Origin of the sequence: Streptomyces griseus (genome assembly GCF_900460065.1) — a bacterium.
In the GTDB taxonomy this organism is placed as follows: Bacteria; Actinomycetota; Actinomycetes; order Streptomycetales; family Streptomycetaceae; genus Streptomyces; species Streptomyces griseus.
On sequence record NZ_UAVD01000018.1, the window covers coordinates 1 to 20,286 of the forward strand.

Sequence of the window (20,286 nt, forward strand, 5' to 3'; positions counted from 1 at the left end):
GACGGGGGAGTCCCGGCGTGCGGCCGTCTCCTCCTTCGGCGTCAGCGGCACCAACGCCCATGTGATCCTCGAACAGGCCCCGAGCCTGCCGGATCCCGAACACCCGGCGGGCCCCCCGTCCTCCGTGCTGCCGTGGATCGTCTCGGCGCCGGACCCGCAGCAGCTCCGTACCGTGGCCGACCGGCTGCGGGCCCACGTGGAGCGCCGCCCGGAACTCACGACGGCCGCTACGGCTGCCACGCTCGCCTCCCACCGAACCTTCCTCGACCAGCGCGCGGTGGTGGTGGGGGCCGATCGGTCGGCTCTGTTGTCGGGTCTGGCTTCGGTCGCTGCGGGTGAGCCGCACGCGGCGGTCGTCACAGGTACGCCGAACGGCCCGGGGAAGGCGGTGTTCGTGTTCCCCGGGCAGGGTGCGCAGTGGGCCCGTATGGGGTTGGAACTCGCTGATGCCTTCCCGGTGTTCGATACATCGTTGCGGGAGTGTGCTGCGGCTCTTGCACCGTTCGTGGGGTGGGATCTGCGGGTGGAGTTGGCGGGTGGTCTGGGCCGGGTCGATGTGGTGCAGCCCGCGTCCTGGGCGGTGATGGTCTCCCTGGCCCGGTTGTGGGAGTCGTTCGGTGTTTCCCCGGCTGCGGTGGTGGGTCATTCGCAGGGTGAGATAGCCGCGGCTGTGGTGGCGGGTGCGTTGTCGTTGGAGGACGGCGCCCGGATCGTCGCTGAGCGCAGTCGGGTGATCGGTGAGCGTCTGGCGGGGCGTGGGGGTATGGCGTCGGTCGCGCTGCCCGCCGAGACGGTACGCGAGCGGGTTGCGGGCTTCGGCGAGCGCCTCGCGGTCGCCGCCGTCAACGGGCCCTCCTCCACAGTCGTTTCGGGTGAGCCGACTGCGCTGGACGAGCTGCTGGCAGCTCTGGAAGGCGAGGAGGTACGCGTCCGGCGTATCGCGGTGGACTACGCGTCGCATTCCTCGCACGTGGAGTCGATCCGTGAGGAACTCCTCAACGTTCTTGCCCCGATCGTTCCGCGTTCGTCGACGGTCCCGTTCTACTCGACGGTGACCGGTGGTCTGCTGGACACCGAGCAGCTCGACGCCGCGTACTGGGTGCGGAACCTCCGGCAGACCGTCGAGTTCGAGGCCACGACGCGGGCGCTGATAGCCGACGGGCTGTCCGCCTTCGTCGAGTGCAGCGCCCACCCCGTCCTCGCCGTGGGGATCCAGGAATCCGGCGCCACCGGAGCCGTCGGTTCCCTCCGGCGCGACGACGGTGGAGCGCACCGCTTCGTCACGTCGCTAGCCGAGGCCTTCGTCGCCGGACTGCCCATCGACTGGACGCCGCTCCTCGGCGGCGCGGAACCCGCCGAGCTGCCCACCTACCCCTTCAGGGGAACCCGCTACTGGCTGGAAGCGGCAGAGTCCGACGCTCCCGAAGCCGAGCCCGTCGACGCGGCCGAGGCCGGGTTCTGGGAGGCCGTCGAACGGGAGGACGCCGCCTCGATCTCCACCTCCCTCGGGCTCGACCTCGACGGCGACGGTCTGAGCGCCCTCCTCCCCGCCCTCGCGTCCTGGCGGCGGCGCAGCCGTGAGGAGTCCGTGATCGACTCCTGGCGCTACAAGACCGCCTGGCGGCCCGTCGCCACGTCGGAGGCCGTGCTCTCGGGCACCTGGCTGCTCGTCGTCCCCGCATCGCCCTCGGACCCCGCCGGCGTCTGGGCCGACACCGTCGAGACGGCCGTGCGCGACGCCGGGGCCGCCACGCTCCGCGTCGCCCTCCACCCGGGCGCCGAGCGCGCGGAGCACGCGGCGCTGCTCTCCGCGGCCCGGGCGGGGGTCACGGACGTCGTCGGAGTGCTGTCGCTGCTGGCGCTCGCCGAGGACCCGCTGCCCGGCCTCCCCTCGACCCCCGCCGGGCTGGCCGGAACCCTCACCCTGGTGCAGGCGCTCGGCGACGCCGGGATCGACGCGCCCCTGTGGTGCGCGACCCGCGGCGCGGTCTCCACCGCCCCGTCCGATCCGCTCACCAGCCCCTCCCAGGCCCAGGTCTGGGGGCTCGGCCGGGTCGTCGCCGAGGAGAACCCGCACCGCTGGGGCGGACTCGTCGACCTGCCCGAACACCCGGACGCACGGGCGCTCGCCCGGCTCGCCGCCGTACTGGGCGGGACGGACGACGAGGACCAGGTCGCGGTCCGCCGGTCGGGGGTCCTCGCCCACCGGCTGGTCCGGGCGCCCTGGGGCGACGGCCGGGAGCCTCGTGCCTGGCGGCCCGAGGGCACCGCGCTCATCACCGGGGGCACCGGCGCGCTCGGAGGGCACGTCGCCCGCCACTTCGCCACCCAGGGCGCGCCGCACCTCCTGCTGCTCAGCGGGCGCGGACCGGACGCACCCGGCGCTGCCGAACTGGAGCGCGAACTCACCGGCCTGGGCGCCAGGGTCACCCTCGTCGCCTGCGACGTCGCCGACCGCGACGCTCTCGCCCGCGTGCTCGACAGCGTGCCCGACGACCTGCCCCTGCGGGCGGTCGTGCACACGGCCGCCGTGCTGGACGACGCGATCGTCGACGCCCTGACGCCCGCCCAGCTCGACCGTGTCCTGCACGTCAAGGCACGGGGCGCGCACCACCTCGACGAGCTGACCCGCGATGCCGAGCTGACGGCGTTCGTCCTCTTCTCGTCCTTCGCCGGCACCTTCGGTGTGGCCGGGCAGGGCAACTACGCACCCGGCAACGCCTACCTGGACGCGCTGGCCCGCGCCCGGCGCTCGCAGGGCCTGCCCGCCACCTCCGTCGCCTGGGGGCACTGGTCCGGCGGCGGCATCGCCTCCGGCACCGCCGAGGCGCAGCTCCGCCGCCGCGGCGGCTCGGAGATCGAGCCGCACACCGCGCTGCGCGCCCTCCAGCACGTCCTCGACCACGACGAGACCGTGGTGGCGCTCGCACTGATCGAATGGGACCGCATCGCCGCCGGCGCGGCCCACGGCGCGGAAAGCCGGACCCGTCCGTTCCTGCGGGAGTTGGAGGACGTACGGCGTCTGCTGCGGTCCGCGCGCAACGAACCCGCCGCCGACGACACCGGGGGCGGACTCCCCGCGGCGCGCGACCTGGCCGCACTGCCCCGGGCGGAACGCGAACGGGCGCTGGTCGACCTGGTGCGCACGCACGCCGCCGCCGTCCTCGGCCACGCGTCGCCCGACGTCCTGGACGCCGAACGCCCCTTCCGCGAGCTGGGGTTCGACTCGCTCACCTCCGTCGAACTGCGCAACCGGCTCGGGGCGGCGACGGGGGTCACCCTCCCCGCCACGGTGGTCTTCGACCACCCCACGCCCCGCGACCTGGCAGCTCACCTGCGCGGCACACTCCTCGGTGACGAGACCACCGGCACCGACGGCGGGCCCGACGTCGCCGCGCCCGCCCCCGCTTCCGGGGCGGAAGCCGACGCGAGCGACCCGGTGGTCGTCGTCGGCATGGGCTGCCGACTGCCCGGCGGCGTCGACACGCCCGAGGACCTGTGGCAGCTGGTCGTGGAGGAGCGCGAAGCGGTCGGCGGGCTCCCCGACGACCGGGGCTGGGACGTCGAGGCCCTGGTCACGGCAGGGATCGACGTACCCGGCATGCAGTACGTGCGACAGGGCGGCTTCCTGCGGGAGGCGTCCCGGTTCGATGCGTCGTTCTTCGGCATCGGCGACGACGAGGCCCTCGCCATGGACCCGCAGCACCGGCTGCTGCTGGAACTGGCCTGGGAGGCCCTGGAGCGGTCCGGCACCGCGCCGGGCTCCCTGCGCGGTGCGCCCGTCGGCGTCTTCCTGGGCACCTTCTCGCAGGGCTACTGGACGGGCATGCAGGAGGTCCCCGAGGCGACCCGGCCGTATCTGAGCGGCGGCATCTCCCCGGCGCTCGCCGCCGGACGGATCGCCTACGCGCTCGGCCTCGAAGGGCCGGTGCTCACCCTCGACACCGGCTGCTCCTCCTCCGCGCTCGCCCTGCACCTCGCCTGCCAGTCGGTACGCAGCGGCGAGTGCGAACAGGCGCTCGCGGGCGGGGCGTCCGTGCTCGCCAACCCGGCCGTCTCGCCGGGCATGGGCATCGGCGCGGCGAGCGACGGACGTTGCAAGTCGTACGCCGAAGGCGCCGACGGCACCGGCTGGGGCGAAGGCGCCGGCATGCTGCTGGTCGAGCGCCTGTCGACCGCCCGGGCCCGGGGCCACCGCGTGCTGGCCGTGATCCGGGGCAGCGCCGTCAACCACAACGGCACCGGCAACGGCATGGGCGCGCCCAACGGCCCCTCCCAGCAGCGGGTCATCCGGCAGGCCCTCGCCAACGCGGGACTCACGCCCGCCGATGTGGACGTGGTCGAAGGACACGGCACCGGGACCGCCCTCGGCGACCCGATCGAGGCGCAGGCCCTCATGGCGGTCTACGGACAGGACCGCGACCCGGCGCAGCCGCTCTGGCTCGGCACGGTCAAGTCCAACATCGGCCACCCGCAGGCCGCCTCCGGCGTCATCGGCGTCATCAAGACGGTGCTGTCCCTGACGCACGGCAGCCTGCCCCGGTCCCTGCACTCGGACGAGCCGAGCAGCCACGTCGACTGGGAGACCGGGGGAGTGCGGCTGGTGCAGAAGAGCGCCCCGTGGCCGGAGACCGGCCGGCCCCGCCGCGCCGGAGTGTCGTCCTTCGGTGCCAGTGGCACCAAGGTCCACGTCCTGCTCGAACAGCCCGCCGCCGACGACGCCGAGCCCGCCGCGCGGGGCAGCCGCACGGGCGGCCTGCCCGTGGCACCGGTCGTGCTGTCGGCGCGCGGGGCGGAAGCGCTGCGCGAGCAGGCCGCCCGGCTGCGCACGCACCTCACCGCCCGGCCCGGCACCGACGTCGCCGACGTGGCGTGGACCCAGGCGGTGGGCCGCTCGGCCTTCACCGACCGGGCCGTCGTCCTCGCAGCCGACCGGGACGCGCTCATCGAAGGACTGGCCGCCGTGGAACGGGGACAGGAGGGCGACTCCGTGGTCCTCGGAACGCCGGCCACCGGCGACCGGCCGGTCGCCGTCACCTTCGGCGGCGCACCCGTGCCCCCGGGGGCGGCACGCCGGCTCCATGCCGCCCTGCCCGCGTTCGCCGACGCGCTCGACGCGCTCTGCGCCCGGCTCGAACCGCTGCTGGAGCAGTCGCCGCTCGACCTGTTGCTGGCCGAAAGGGCCGAAAGCCCCGGTGCGGCCGACAGTCCCGAGCCCGGGGCCGACGCACCCGCGACGCCCGGGACGGCCGGGACCGGTGCGGTCGCACCGGCGACCGCGCACGCCGCGTCCTACGCGTTCGGGCTCGCCCTGTTCCGGCAGCTGTCCTCCTGGGGCGTACGACCGGTGGCCACCGGCGGGCAGGGCCCGGGGGCGGTGGCCGCGGCCGTCGCAGCCGGGGCCCTGGACGAGGCCGAGGCGGCACCGCTCGTGCTCGCCCTCGCTACGGGCGAGCACCTGGAGGCCGCCGTCGCGGCACTGACACCGCCGCCGTCCGGGGCCGCACTGCCGCCGGTCGACACCGAGGGCGTGGAACCGGGTTCGGCCGCCTACTGGGCCGCCGCCTGGGACGGCGGCAGCGGTGCGGCACCCGCCGGGGCCGTGGTCCTCGACCTCGGTGGCGCCCCGTCGCCGGAGCCGGCGCGGGACCGTGTCGCGCTGCCCGTCACCGGAGACGGTACGGCGGACGCCCTGCCGGCCGCCCTCGCCCGGCTGCACACACACGGTGCCGCCGTCGCCTGGGACCGGGTCTGCGGCGAGGCCGCACACCGGCTGGCCGACCTGCCGACCTACGCGTTCCAGCGCTCCGGCTACTGGCTGCGCACCCCGGTGCACCTCTTCACGGCCGGAGCCGCCGCCGGAGCCGTCGGCGCAACCGAGGCCGGCGGAACCGCGGCCGGCTGACCCTCCCCCCTGCGCCCTCGCCGGTGCCCGCGGGTGCCGAAGCCGGCGGGCACCGGCGAGGGCGCACACCGCACGACGTCAACACGCAACGCACGACGCACGACGACAGCCACCACGCACGACGCACAAGGCGCACGACACGCACAAGGCGCACGACACGCACGACACGCACCACAACCAGGAGGCACCACCGACCATGCCGTCCACCGACACGCACACGGACCTGTGGATCCGCAGGTTCGCCCCCGCCTCGGCCACCCCGCCCGGAGTCCGTCTGATCTGCTTCCCGCACGCCGGTGGGTCGGCCTCGTTCTACCACCCGCTGCACCGGGCGCTCGGGTCCACGGCCGAGGTCCTCGGCGTGCAGTATCCGGGCCGCCAGGAACGCCGGGCCGAGGTCCCGCCCGCCGATCTCGCCGTCCTCGTGGACGGCGTCCGCAAGGAACTGGAGGAATGGACCGACCAGCCGTACGTCTTCTTCGGGCACAGCATGGGCGCGGTGATCGCCTACGAAGTGGCCCGTCGGCTGGAGCAGGAGACCGGGGCGGGACCGCTCGGGCTGATCGCTTCGGGGCGCCGCGCCCCCGGCGTACTGGTCGAGGAGACCGTCCACCTGCGGGACGACTCCGGCCTGGTCGCGGAGGTGCGGGCGCTGAGTGGCACCGCCGCGAGCCTGCTGGACGACGCGGAGGTCCGCGAGATGATCCTGCCGTCCCTGCGCGCCGACTACACGGCCGTCGAGACGTATCGCCATGTCCCCGGGCGCGAACTGGGCTGCCCCGTCACCGTGATGGTCGGCGACGCCGACCCGCGGGTCGACGCGGACCACGCCCGCGCCTGGTCACATCACACCACCGGTGCCTTCACGCTGCGCACCTTCCCCGGCGGCCACTTCTACCTCGGGGACCAGTGGCCCGCCGTCGGCGCGGCCGTGAGCGCCTGTCTGACGGCGTTCGGCGCGGAACCGCGCTGACCCGCCGCGCGGCCGGCACCCGCCGGGCGCGCCCCGACCCACCCCCACACATCCCCACCATCCGAGACGGAGAGTGATGCCGTATGAGTTCAGCCCAGCCCGAGGTCCTGCCCGCGCACGCGCCCAACATCGTCCTGCGCGGCGGTCCGGCCTGGCTGCCGGACGAGCAGCGCACCCGCTACGCGACCGACGTCGAGGGGAACCTGAAGGTTCTCTTCGGCAATGCGTACGAGCACTTCCTCCCGACGGCCGAGACCGTGGAGCAGGAGGGGGTGCGGCTGAGGGTGTTCGAGTGGTCGCGTCGCACCTACGTCGCCGAGTGAACGGCCACGGAGCGCACGGGAACGGAGCGCACGGGAACGGAGCGCACCGGGACCGGATCGGCCGGGACCGGGTGGACCGGGAACGGATGGACCGGGACCCGCTGAGCCCGGACCGCGCGAATCCGCGCCGTGTGAACCCGCGTCCGCTGTGACGTCAGGAGGGGCCGAGCCCATCGGGCTCGGCCCCTCCCCGCGTGTCACCGCCGTCGCGGCGGGCGTCCCGTCAGCTCTCGCGGGCCGTCGCCGGTTCCGGCTCCTCCGCCTTCTCGACGCTCTCCGGCTGCCGCGCCTTCCCGGTCCGCTTCATCCCCGGCCGCCACCACGCCCGGTCGCCCATCAGGCTCATCACGGCCGGTACCAGCACCATCCGGATCACGGTCGCATCCATGATCACGGCTGTCGCCAGTCCGATGCCGATCATCTGGATCAGCGTCTCCGGTACCGAGACGAAGCTGAGGAAGACCACCGCCATGATGATGGCCGCCGTGGTGATCACCCGGGCTGTCGAACCGATGCCGCGCACCACGGCCCGCTGCGCGTTCCCGTCACGGTCGTACGCCTCCCGGACGGCGGACAGCAGGAACACCTCGTAGTCCATGGAGAGTCCGAACAGGACCGCGAACAGCAGCATCGGCACGGCCGACATGATGGGCACCGTCTTGTCCAGGCCCAGCAGGTCAAGGCCCCAGCCCCACTGGAACATCGCGATGATGACCCCGAACGACACGCCGATCGACAGCAGCGTCATCACCGCGGCCTTGAGCGCGATCAGCGGCGCCCGGAACATGCCGTACAACAGCAGCATGCCCGCGCCGACCACCGCGAGGATCACCCACGGCAGACGTTCGCCCACCACGTCCGCCATGTCGATGACCACGGCGGTCGCGCCGCCGACCATCGCCGTGCCGCCGGTCGGGCCGAGCGCCTGGGGGGCGAGGTCGTCGCGGATCCGGTGCACCAGCTCGCTGACCTGCTCGTCCTGCGGTGCGTGACGCGGGATCACGGTCACCACGGCGGCCTCGCCGTCCTCGCTCGGCGCGGGCGGCATGACGATCTCCGCCTCCTTGTCCGACTCCAGCGCCTCCTTGAGCCGCCCGAGTCCGGCCTCGTCGGCGCCGTCGACCGTGATGACCAACGGGGCGTTCCAGCCCGGCCCGTAGTGCTCGGCCACCAGGTCGTACGCCTTGCGCTGGGTGAGTTCGGCCGGCTGGATGCCGTCGTCGGGCGTTCCGAGGCGCAGACTCAGCACGGGGATCGTCAGCAGCAGCAGGACGGCGGTGGAGCCCACCGCGTACTGCACCCGGTGCCGATGCACATGACTGCCCCAGCGGTACGTCAGGGTGTTCTCGTCGTCGGGATCGGGCCGGGGCGTGCCGCGCTTGCGCAGCCGCGGCACGGGGAGGGCGTCCACCCGGTGGCCGAGCAGACCGAGGAGTGCCGGGAGCAGCGTCACCGCGGCGACGACCATCACGCCCACCGTCAGGGCCCCCGCGATACCCATGGCGCCGACGAAGGGGATGCCGGCGAACATCAGGCCGAGGATGGCGACGACGACGGTCCCGCCGGCGAACACCACGGCGTGTCCCGCCGCCGCCGTGGCATGCCCGGCGGCCTTCACCGGTGGGTGCCCGTGGGCCAGTTCGACCCGGAAGCGGCTGAGCACGAAGAGGGCGTAGTCGATGCCCGCGCCCAGGCCGAGCATCACCGCCACGATCGGCGCCGAGGTCGGGATGTCCATCACGAGGCCGACCAGCAGCACCAGCGCGGTGCCGGCGACGATGCCGATGAGCGCCACCGCGAGCGGCAGACCGGCGGCGACGACCGAGCCGAAGGCCACGATCAGGACGATGAGCGCCGTGCCCACGCCGATGATCTCGGCGCCGCTGGTGGACGGTTCGGTGCCGAGGTCCACCACCATGCCGCGGAACTCCACGGTGAGACCGGCCTTCTGGGCCGGCTCGGCGGCCTCCCGCAGCCGCTCGTAGTGCGAGGCGTCGAGTTCGCCCAGCTCCTTGTCGTAGTCCACGTTGACCATGGCGGCTTCCCCGTCGGGACTGGGGAAGGGATCGTCCACGCCCGCCACGTCGGGCTGTTCCCGGATGTCCGCGAGCATCCCCTTGACGGCCGCGGTGTTCGCCGGGTCCTCCAGTTTGCCCCCGGACGCCTTCCAGACGACCTGGGCGTTGACCACGCCGTAGTCGGGGAAGTGCTCACGAGCCACGTCGGTGGCTTCCTGAGACTCGGCGTTCGGCACCCGGAAATCGTTGACGAAGGTGCTGCCGGCTGCCTGTCCGACGACCAGCAGGGCCGCGGCCATCAGCAGCCAGGCGGAGATCGTGCGCCACGGGCGCCGGGCGCAGAGCGCACCGAGCCGTTCCAGTAAGCGTTCCATGCGTCCATCAAATCGCACTCAATGCAATTTTTCAACGCGTGCGAATATGCGGCAGCTGTAGATAAAATGTGCCCATGACAGACATCCCCGCCACCATCGCTCCGCACGCGACCTCGCCGCACACCACGAGCTCCGGAGAGCAGGTGCCCGCCCCCGGACTGCGCGAACGCAAGAAACAGCGGACACGTGCCACGCTGATCGCCGCCGCGGTGGAACTCATGTACGCCAAGGGGTACGACGAGACGACGGTCGCCGAGATCGCCGCCGCGGCCGAGGTCTCCACCCGCACCTTCTTCGCGTACTTCCCCAGCAAGGAGGACATCCTGTTCGCCGAGTCCGGCGTGCGGATCGATGACGCCGTACGGCGCGTGACGGAGCGCCGAACCGGCGAGGGACCGGCCGACGCGCTGCTGCGCGCCCTGCGGGACACGGTCGACAGCGGGGCCGCCGGACAGGACCTCTCCGGCGAGCTCGCCTCCCGGCGCATCCGGCTGGTGCTCTCCACACCCGCGCTCCAGGCGGGTGCCATGCGCCGTATCACCGGCGCCCAGCGCGCACTCACCGACGCCCTGCGGCGCACCTTCCCGGACGAGATCACCCCGGCGGAAGCGGCTGCCGCGGTCGGGGCCCTCGTCGGGGCGCTCGTCAACACCGCGCTCACCGTGCTGCCGGACGACCCGGCCTCTGAGGAGCTCCTCCACGCGATCGGCACCGCTGCCGCCGTGGCCCTGCGGGGCATCGGCACGCTCGGTGCCGCTCACCCCGCCCCGGGCCGGCCGGCCGTCTGACGCGCCGCCGGACCGCCCCGGAGACCTGCGGCGTCCCCACCCCGGGGGCGAGGGCGCCGAAGACCCCCGGAAAAGTCTGGGGGTGTGGCCGGGGGAGACCACGGGGGCCGTGCCGCAGGTACCCGCACACAATGACGAGCGGTGCCCGAAGGGTGCCGTACGGCGTCAGAAAGCCGCACCACCAACGGAACCACCTGGTCAGCGGGGGCTGAAGGCATGAGGAACGACGAGTCGACGGCGCACGGATCCGGCCCGCGGACCACGGCGGACCGACCCGCCCCGGGGCCCGGGGAGCCGACGGCCGGGGCACCGGCGCCGCAGGCGGCGATGCCCGAGGCGTCGACGGCAGTGGCCCCGACCCTCGGGGCCACTCCGGGGACATCGGCTTCAGGGACGTCGGCTCTCAGGGCATCGGCCCCCGAAGCGCCGGCCCCCGAGACGTCGACCGCCACGCCCCCGCCCGTACCGCACGAGCACGACGCGCCCGTCGCCGTGATCGGCGTGGCCTGCCGCCTGCCCGGTGCCGACGGCCCCGACGCCTTCTGGGAACTGCTCCGCACCGGCCGCGACGCCGTACGCGAACTCCCCGCCGGCCGCCGAACCGAGGGCGCCCCCGCGGTCGCCGGCTACCTCGACCGCATCGACACCTTCGACGCGGAGTTCTTCGGCATCTCCCCCCGTGAGGCCGCCGCCACCGACCCCCAGCAGCGACTGCTCCTCGAACTCGGCTGGGAGGCCCTGGAGAACGCGGGCACCCTCCCCGCGGGCCTGCGCGGCAGCCGGACGGCCGTGCTGGCCGCAGCGATCTGGGACGACTACGCCGAACTCACCCACGGGGGAGGCCCCGACGCCCTTACCCACCACTCGTTCACCGGGACCCGGCGGGCGATGCTGGCCAACCGCCTCTCCCACACCCTCGGGCTGACCGGCCCCAGCCTCACCGTCGACACCGGGCAGTCGTCCTCGCTCGTCGCCGTGCACCTCGCGTGCGAACTGCTCAGGAAGAACGAGGCCACCACCGCGCTCGTGGGCGGCGTCAACCTGATCGCCGGACCCGGCTCCACCGCCGCCTCGCAGCGCATGGGCGGTCTCTCTCCCACCGGCCGCTGCCACACCTTCGACGAGCGTGCCGACGGCTACGTGCGCGGAGAGGGCGGCGCCGTCCTCGTCCTCAAGCCGCTCGACCTGGCCCGCGCCGACGGGGACCGGGTCCTCGGCGTCATCCGCGGCAGCGCCGTCAACAACGACGGCGGCGGCGACGCGCTCGGCGTGCCACGCCGCGAGACCCAGGAGGACGTTCTCCGCCTCGCCCACCGGCGGGCCGGCACCGTCCCCGCCGACCTGCACTACGTCGAACTCCACGGAACCGGGACGCCGGTGGGCGACCCGGTCGAGGCCGCGGCCCTCGGCGCCGCCCTCGGTACGGGGCGACCGGACGGCGACCCGCTCACCGTCGGCAGCGTCAAGACCAACATCGGCCACCTGGAAGGCGCGGCCGGCATCGTCGGCCTGCTCAAGGTCCTGCTGAGCGCGGGCCACCGCCAGGTTCCCCCGACGCTGCACCACGCCACCCCCAACCCCCGCATCCCCCTCGACGCGCTCAACCTGCGCGTTCAGACGGACCTGACGCCCTGGCCCGGCACCGGACGCCCCCCGTTGGCCGGGGTGTCCTCCTTCGGCCTCGGCGGCACCAACTGCCATGTGGTCGTGGAAGGCCCCGCCCTCGCGGAACCCGCCGAACCCGGCCCCGCCCTCGCCGCCGACCGCGTGCTGTGGCCGCTCTCCGCCACCAGCCCGGCCGCCCTGCGCGCCCAGGCGGCACGTCTGCGCGACCACCTGGCGCGCCACCCGGACGCCGCACCCGCGGAGGTCGGCCACTCCCTCGCCACCACCCGAACCGCCTTCCGCCACCGCGCCGTCGCGTGCGGCGACGACCTCGGCCGCCTCACAGCCGCCGTCACCGCCCTGGCGGAGGACCTGCCCGACCCCGACCTCGTCATGGGCGCGCCGGCCGGCGCGCCGTCCCCCGTCTTCGTGTTTCCGGGGCAGGGTGCGCAGTGGTCGCGTATGGGGTTGGAACTCGCCGATGCCTTCCCGGTGTTCGATGACGCTCTCCGGGAGTGTGCTGCGGCTCTTGCGCCGTTTGTGGGGCGGGATCTGCGGGTGGAGTTGGCGGGTGGTCTGGGCCGGGTGGATGTGGTGCAGCCGGCGTCGTGGGCGGTGATGGTCTCCCTGGCCCGGCTCTGGGAGTCGTTCGGTGTTTCCCCGGCTGCGGTGGTGGGTCATTCGCAGGGTGAGATAGCCGCGGCCGTCGTCGCCGGTGCGCTCTCCCTGGAGGACGGTGCCCGGATCGTCGCTGAGCGCAGTCGGGTGATCGGTGAGCGTCTGGCGGGGCGTGGGGGTATGGCCTCGGTCGCGCTGCCCGCCGAGACGGTACGGGAGAGGGTTGCGGGCTTCGGTGACCGCTTGGCGGTCGCCGCCGTCAACGGGCCTTCCTCCACGGTCGTTTCGGGTGAGCCGACTGCGCTGGACGAGCTGCTGGCGGCCCTGGAAGGCGAGGAGGTGCGGGTCCGGCGTATCGCGGTGGACTATGCCTCGCATTCCTCGCACGTGGAGTCGATCCGTGAGGAACTCCTCGACGTCCTGGCCCCGATCGTTCCGCGTTCGGCGACGGTCCCGTTCTACTCGACGGTGACCGGTGGTCTGCTGGACACCGAGCAGCTCGATGCCGCGTACTGGGTGCGGAATCTGCGGCAGACCGTCGAGTTCGAGGCGACGACGCGGGCGCTGATAGCCGACGGGCTGTCGGCCTTCGTGGAGTGCAGCGCCCACCCCGTCCTCGCCGTGGGGATCCAGGACTCCGGCGCCACCGCCGTGATCGGGTCACTGAAGCGGCACGACGGCGGCCGGGACCGCTTCCTCGCCGGGGTCGCAGCCGCGTGGGCGAGCGGGCTGACCGTGGCGGCCGACGCCCTGTTCCATCGGCCGGGCGCCCGACGCCACCCCCTGCCGACCTACGCCTTCCAGCGGCAGAGCCACTGGCTCCCGACAGCCGGCACCACCGCGCCCACCACCGCGCCCCCCGCCCCCGGCCCGCTCGCGGAGACCGCGCCCGACCCCGACGTCACCCCCACCCGCACGTCCGCCACCACCCTCGCCGGGCGGACGCCCCAGCAACAGCGCCGCGCCCTGCTGGACCTCGTGCGCCGCCACGCCGCCGTCGTCCTCGGCCACACCGACGCCACACACGTCGAGAACGACCGGACCTTCAAGGACACCGGGTTCGACTCCCACATGAGCCTGGAGCTCCAGCAGAGCCTGTCGCGCGCCACCGGCCTCGCGCTCCCCTCCGGCGTGCTGTTCTCCCATCCCACCCCGCACGCCCTCGCCGACCGGATCCACCAGGACCTCCTCGGCACCACGGCCCCGGGCACGCGCCCCGGCGACGCCGACGCCCCGGGGGCGAAGGGCGACGCGGTCGCCGTCGTCGGCATGGCCTGCCGTTTCCCCGGCGGGATCGCCTCGCCCGAGGACCTCTGGCGCCTCGTGGACCAGGGCGGCGACGCCATCGGCCCGTTCCCCACCGACCGGGGCTGGGACCTCGACGCGCTGTACCACCCGGACCCCGAGCACCCCGGCACCTCCTACGTCCGCAAGGGCGGATTCCTCGACGGGGCAGGCGACTTCGACGCCACGTTCTTCGGCATCTCGCCCCGCGAGGCCCGGACGATGGACCCGCAGCAGCGGCTCCTGCTGGAGACCTCCTGGGAGGCCGTCGAACGCGCGGGAATCCTCCCGGCCGCCCTGCGCGGCACCCCGACCGGAGTCTTCGCGGGCGCCATGGCCATGGAGTACGGCACCCGCCTCCACGAAGCACCCCAGGACTTCCAGGGCCAGATGCTCACCGGCACGGCGGGCAGCGTCCTCTCCGGGCGCGTGGCCTACGGTCTCGGCCTGCGCGGCCCCGCCGTCACCGTGGACACCGCCTGCTCCTCCTCACTCGTCGCCCTCCACCTGGCCGCCCAGGCGCTCCGCCAGGGCGACTGCTCCCTCGCCCTCGCCGGCGGGGTCACCGTCATGCCGCACCCCGGCATGTTCCTGGAGTTCAGCCGGCAGCGCGGGCTGTCGCCCGACGGCCGCTGCAAGGCGTTCGGCTCCGGGGCCGACGGCACCGGATGGGCCGAGGGCGTCGGTGTCGTCGTCCTCGAACGGCTCGCGGACGCCCGCCGCAACGGGCACCGGGTCCTCGCCGTGCTCCGTGGCTCCGCCGTCAACCAGGACGGTGCCAGCAACGGCCTCACCGCGCCCAACGGCGACGCCCAGCAGCAGGTGATCCGGCAGGCGTTGCGCGGGGCGGGACTCGCCCCGGACGACGTGGACGCCGTCGAGGCGCACGGCACCGGCACCCGGCTCGGCGACCCCATCGAGGCCCAGGCGCTGCTCGCCACGTACGGCAGCGACCGCGACCCCGAGCACCCCCTGCGGCTCGGCTCCCTCAAGTCCAACATCGGCCACGCCCAGGCAGCAGCGGGCGTCGGCGGCGTCATCAAGACCGTCATGGCCCTGCGCCACCGCACCCTCCCGAAGACGCTCCACGCCGACGAGCCGTCCCCGTACATCGACTGGGACGCGGGCGCCGTGTCCCTGCTGACCGAGGCCATGGCCTGGCCCGAGCGCGGCCGCCCCCGCCGCGCCGCCGTGTCGTCCTTCGGGATCAGCGGCACCAACGCCCACGTCATCCTGGAAGAGGCCCCGCCGGGACCGGACGACGGCCCCGCCCGGCGACGCACCGACGCCCCCGTCGCCTGGAGCCTCTCCGCCCGCACCGCCCCGGCGCTCGCCGCCCAGGCCCGGCGCCTGCACACCAGCCTCGGCGCCGACGACGCCCCCCACCCGGCCGACATCGGGTTCTCCCTCGCCACCACCCGGGCCGCCCTCGACCACCGCGCCGTCCTGATCGGCGACGGCCCGGACGAACTGCTGCCCGCCCTCGCCGCGCTCGCCGACGGCACACCGGCCGGCACCACGGTCACCGGGACCGTCGGTTCCCCCGCCGCCGGACCCGTCTTCGTCTTCCCCGGACAGGGCGCCCAGTGGTCCGGCATGGGACGGGAACTGGCCGCCGCGTTCCCCGTCTTCGACGCGTCGCTCGGCGCCTGCGCCCGGGCGCTCGCGCCCTACACGGACTGGGACCTGCGGGCCGAACTCGCCGGAGACCTGTCCCGCGTGGACGTGCTGCAACCCGCGACCTGGGCGGTGATGGTGTCGCTGGCCCGCCTCTGGCAGTCGTTCGGCGTCACCCCGGCCGCGGTGGTCGGCCACTCGCAGGGTGAGATAGCCGCGGCCGTCGTCGCCGGTGCGCTCTCCCTGGAGGACGGCGCCCGCGTCGTCGCCGAACGCAGCAGGATCATCCGCCGCAGCCTCGCCGGGCGCGGTGGCATGGCGTCCGTGGGGCTGCCCGCCGACACCGTACGGGCGCGCCTCGCCGAAGTGGGGGAGGGGCTGGAGGTCGCCGCCGTCAACGGGCCCCGGTCCACGGTCGTCTCCGGCGACCCCGCCGCCCTCGACCGCCTCCTGGCGCTGCTCGAACCCGAGGACGTCCGGGTCCGCCGCATCGCGGTCGACTACGCCTCCCACTCCTCGCACGTCGACTCGGTGCGCGACGAGCTCCTGGAGGTGCTGGCCCCCGTCCGGCCGCGCCCCGGCGACGTACCGTTCCACTCGACCGTCACCGGGGAGGCCCTTCGCACCACGGAGCTCGACGCCGCCTACTGGGTGCGCAACCTGCGCAGGACCGTCGAGTTCACCACCGCCGTCGAAGGACTCGCCGCCGAAGGCCACAGCCTGTTCGTGGAGATGAGCCCGCACCCCGTGCTCACCATGGCCGTGGAGGAGACCGCCGACGGCTCCCTCTCGGCCGTCGGCTCCCTGCGCCGCGACGACGGCGGGCCCCGGCGCTTCCTCACCTCGCTCGCCGAAGCGCACGTCCACGGCACGGACATCGACTGGGCGCCCGCCTTTCCCGGCGCGAACGTCGTGGACCTGCCCACCTACGCCTTCCAGCACCGGCACCACTGGCTCGACGGCGCCACAGCGCGCCCCACCGTCGCCGACCACCCGCTCGCCGCGACCGTGGAACGCCTCGCCGACGGCGACGGCGCCCTGCTGACCGGACTCCTCTCCCGCTCCACCACGCCCTGGATCCCGGATCACGCCGTCGCCGGCGAGGTCCTGCTGCCCGGCACCGCCTTCGTCGAACTGCTGCTGCGCGCCGGTGAACAGGTCGGCTGCGCCCGCCTGGAGGACCTCACGCTCCAGGCCCCGCTGCCCCTGCCCGGCGACGGGTCCGCGGTACGCCTCCAGATCTCCGTCCGCGAAGCGGAGGAGGGCACCGGCTCCCGCCCCTTCACCGTGCACACCCGCCCGGCGGGCAGCGCGCCCGACTCCCCCTGGACCCGCCACGCCACCGGCACCCTCGCCCCCGCCCGGGCCGCCGCCCAGGCGCCCGACCCGGGCCTCACCAACTGGCCGCCCCCGGGCTCCGAACCGGTCGCCCTGGAGAAGCTGTACGGCGAACTCGCCTCCCTCGGCTACGCGTACGGTCCGGCGTTCCGCGGGCTCACCGCCGCCTGGCGCCAGGGCCGCACCGTCTACGCGGAAGTCGCCCTGCCCGCCGACCGGCATCCCGAGACGGCCGGCTACGGCATCCACCCGGCCCTCCTGGACGCCTGCCTGCACGCCGCGCTGCTGGACCGCCTCGACACCGACGCGGCCCGGCCGGCCCTGCCCTTCGCCTGGTCCGGCGTCGAACTGCACGCCACCGGCGCCACCGCGGCCCGCGTCCGCGTCGTCCCGGCCGAGCCCGGGTCCGACACCGTCGCGGTCACCGTCGCCGACGCGAGCGGCCAGCCGCTCGTCGGGGTCGAAGCCCTGGTGCTCCGCGAGGCGCCCGTCGCACCCGGCCCCGCCGACGCCCTCCCGGAAGGGCTGTACCGCGTCACCTGGACGCCCGCGCCCACCCCCGCACCCGCCGCCGCCCCGCCCGGCGAGTGGTGTGCGTACGGCGACGAACTGCCCGACCCCGTCCCGCCGACCGTCGTCGCCCGGGTCCAGACCGGGCCCGACGTGGCCGACGCCGTCAACCACGCGCTGCGGACGGTCCAGCGGTGGCTCGCCGACGAACGGTGCGCCCGCTCCCGGCTCGTCCTCGCCGTCCGCGGCGACACCCCGGCCGAGGCCGCCGTCGCCGGTCTCGTCCGCTCCGCCAGGACCGAGCACCCCGGCCGCTTCGTCCTCGTCCACCTGCCCGCCGACGCGTCCGACGCGGACGCCGCCTCCGCCGCATCCGGCGACGAACCGGAGATCCGGTCCGGCGCGGGCGGCCCGACCGTGCCGCGGCTCGCCCGCGTCGGCGCCGACGGCGTCCTCGCCCCGCCCGCCGAAGGGCCCTGGCGGCTGGACGTCACCGACACCGGCGGCCTCGACCGGCTCGCCCTGCTCCCCTCACCGGCCGCCGCCCGCACCCTGGCACCCGGCGAGGTGCGGGTGAGGATGGCCGCGGCGGGGCTCAACTTCCGGGACGTCGTCGTCTCCCTCGGCATGGTGCCCGGGCTGGAGGGCGTCGGAGTGGAAGGCGCCGGGGTCGTCGCGGAGACCGGACCGGGCGTCACCCGCCTCGCCGTCGGCGACCGGGTCATGGGCCTGCTCCCGCAGGCCATGGCCCCCGTCGCCGTGGCCGACGCCCGCACCCTCGTACGCGTCCCCGACGGCTGGACCCTGCGCCAGGCCGCATCCGTCCCCGTCGCCTTCCTCACCGCCGAACTCGGCCTCGTCGAGGGCGCGGGCCTCGGGCCCGGCGACCGCGTGCTGGTCCACACCGCCACCGGCGGACTGGGCCTCGCCGCCCTCCAGTTGGCTCGCCGCGCCGGCGCCGAGGTCTTCGCCACCGCCAGCCCGGGCAAACACGCCCTCCTGCGCCGGCTCGGCCTCGACGACGACCACATCGCCTCCAGCCGCGACCTCGGCTTCCGCGAACGGTTCCTGGACGCCACCGGCGGCGCCGGCCTGGACGTCGTCATGAACACCCTCAGCGGCGAGTTCACCGACGCCTCCCTCGACCTCCTGCCGCGCGGCGGCCGGTTCGTCGAGATGGGCAAGACCGACATCCGCGACCCCGGCACGGTCGCCGCCGACCACCCGGGCGTCGACTACCTCTACTTCGACCTGCTGGCCGAAGCACCCGACCGGATCCGCGACGGCCTCGACCGGCTGGCCGCCCCCCTCGCCGACGGCGACCTGACCCCGCCGCTCAGCAGCAGCCGGGACATCCGGCACGCCCCCGAGGCATTCGCCACCCTCCGCGCCGCCACCCACCTCGGCAAGATCGTGCTCACCCTCCCGCACACCTGGGACGCCGAGCGGACCGTCCTGGTCACCGGCGGCACCGGGACCCTGGGCAGGCTCCTCGCCCGGCACCTCGTCACCCGGCACGGCGTGCGCCACCTGCTCCTCACCAGCAGGCGCGGACCCGAAGCCGAAGGGGCCGGCGAGCTCGTCGACGACCTGCGCGGACTCGGCGCCCACGCCACCGTCGTCGGCTGCGACGCCGCCGACCGCGACGCGCTCGCCGCCCTGCTCGCCGGCATCCCCGCCGACCGGCCGCTCGGCGCGGTCGTGCACACGGCGGGTCTCCTGGACGACGCCACCGTGGAGGGCATGACGCCCGCGCAGGTGGAACGGGTCCTGCGGGCCAAGGTCCGGTCCGCCGAACTGCTCGACGAGCTGACCGAGGGCATCGACCTCGACGCGTTCGTCCTCTTCTCCTCCGTCGCCGGGGTGCTGGGCACCGCGGGGCAGGCCAACTACGCCGCCGCCAACGCGGCCCTGGACGCCCTCGCCGTCCGCCGCAGGCGGCAGGGGCGTGCGGCGGTGTCGGTCGCCTGGGGGCTGTGGGAGCAGTCCAGCGGCATGACCGGGCACCTGGACGGGCAGGACATCGGGCGGCTCGCCCGCACCGGAACGGCCCCCCTCGCCTCCGCCGACGGACTGGCCCTGTTCGACGCGGCCCTCGCCGTGGACGAGCCCGGTGTGGTCGCGACCCGCCTCGACCACGCGGTCCTGCGGGAGCAGAGCCCCGCCACCCTGCCGGCCGTGCTGCGCACCCTGGCCGGCACCGGACGCCGCCGCGCCACCGCACCCGCCCCGGGCGTCGAGAGCGACGACGCGACCCTCGCGCGGCGTCTCGCGGACGCCGCCCCCGCCGAGCGCCGGCACACCCTGCTGGAGCTCGTCCGCAACCAGACGGCGACCGTCCTGCGGCTCTCCGGGGCCCACGATGTGGAGGACGAACGGCCGTTCCGGGAGGTCGGATTCGACTCGCTCACCGCGGTGGAGCTGCGGAACCGGATCAACGCCGCCACCGGACTGCGGCTGCCGAGCACCGTCGTCTTCCGCCACCCCACCCCCGCGCAGCTCGCCGACCGGCTGCACACCGAGCTGGTGCCGGAGCAGGACACCGACGGGGCCGCCACGACCGTCCTCGCCGACATCGGCCGCCTGCGCACGGCGGTCGCCGGCATCACCGACGAGGAGAGGACGGCCGTGGCCGAGGAGCTGAGCCGGCTCCTCACGGAGGTCGGCGGCGTCGAGGACCTGCTGAACTCCGCGGGACAGAGCGACCTCGCCGCCGCGACCGACGACGAGATGTTCGCGCTGATCGACAAGGAGCTGGAGATGGAGTGAGGGCGCCGCCGCCCGGGCCCGCGGCCGTACGAACCCGCGGTCGTGCGCTGCCGTGCCTGCCCGCGGCCGTACGCGCCGCCGCCCGGGCCCGCGACACGGCACCGCTTTCCGGGCTGCGCGAGCCCGGAACGCCGCCGCCCGGGCTCCCGGGCGGCGCCGTCGCC

General features: G+C 74.8%; 6 protein-coding genes. 5 read left to right on the forward strand and 1 reads right to left on the reverse strand.

Going from position 1 to position 20,286, the window contains the following annotated elements; genetic code table 11:
* The 3 genes from DTB53_RS08510 to DTB53_RS08520 form a co-directional block, all read left to right on the forward strand.
* Nucleotides 1-5,905 (forward strand): type I polyketide synthase (locus tag DTB53_RS08510; RefSeq protein ID WP_112416007.1); only part of this gene is annotated, 5,905 nt, incomplete at its 5' end.
* Between the two features lie 196 nt (nucleotides 5,906-6,101).
* Nucleotides 6,102-6,878, forward strand: coding sequence for a thioesterase II family protein (locus DTB53_RS08515; RefSeq protein ID WP_003970394.1), 777 nt, complete (start codon nucleotides 6,102-6,104; stop codon nucleotides 6,876-6,878).
* 83 nt (nucleotides 6,879-6,961) lie between these two features.
* Nucleotides 6,962-7,201 (forward strand): DUF5988 family protein, encoded by a 240-nt coding sequence (locus tag DTB53_RS08520; protein ID WP_003970395.1) that lies wholly within the window; start codon nucleotides 6,962-6,964, stop codon nucleotides 7,199-7,201.
* A 223-nt stretch (nucleotides 7,202-7,424) separates the two neighbouring features.
* Here the strand turns inward: DTB53_RS08520 and DTB53_RS08525 are convergent, their stop codons facing one another.
* Nucleotides 7,425-9,593 (reverse strand): MMPL family transporter, encoded by a 2,169-nt coding sequence (locus DTB53_RS08525; protein WP_003970397.1) that lies wholly within the window; start codon nucleotides 9,591-9,593, stop codon nucleotides 7,425-7,427.
* Nucleotides 9,594-9,667: 74 nt separating this feature from the next.
* Here DTB53_RS08525 and DTB53_RS08530 point away from each other — a divergent pair, with 74 nt between their 5' ends.
* Both DTB53_RS08530 and DTB53_RS08535 read left to right on the forward strand, forming a co-directional pair.
* Nucleotides 9,668-10,381 carry a TetR family transcriptional regulator gene (locus DTB53_RS08530; protein ID WP_003970398.1) on the forward strand — a complete coding sequence of 238 codons (714 nt, stop codon included), beginning with the start codon at nucleotides 9,668-9,670 and terminating at the stop codon, nucleotides 10,379-10,381.
* 327 nt (nucleotides 10,382-10,708) lie between these two features.
* Entirely contained in the window at nucleotides 10,709-20,122 is a 9,414-nt protein-coding gene (locus tag DTB53_RS08535; protein WP_012381700.1) for a type I polyketide synthase, read from the forward strand.
* The last annotated feature ends 164 nt before the right edge of the window (nucleotides 20,123-20,286 follow it).

Excerpts from the sequence above, each read along its gene's own strand:
- DTB53_RS08515 (WP_003970394.1), top strand. The coding sequence starts at position 6,102 with ATGCCGTCCACCGACACGCACACGGACCTGTGGATCCGCAGGTTCGCC.
- DTB53_RS08525 (WP_003970397.1), bottom strand. The coding sequence starts at position 9,593 with ATGGAACGCTTACTGGAACGGCTCGGTGCGCTCTGCGCCCGGCGCCCG.
- DTB53_RS08520 (WP_003970395.1), top strand. The coding sequence starts at position 6,962 with ATGAGTTCAGCCCAGCCCGAGGTCCTGCCCGCGCACGCGCCCAACATC.
- DTB53_RS08530 (WP_003970398.1), top strand. The coding sequence starts at position 9,668 with ATGACAGACATCCCCGCCACCATCGCTCCGCACGCGACCTCGCCGCAC.
- DTB53_RS08535 (WP_012381700.1), top strand. The coding sequence starts at position 10,709 with ATGCCCGAGGCGTCGACGGCAGTGGCCCCGACCCTCGGGGCCACTCCG.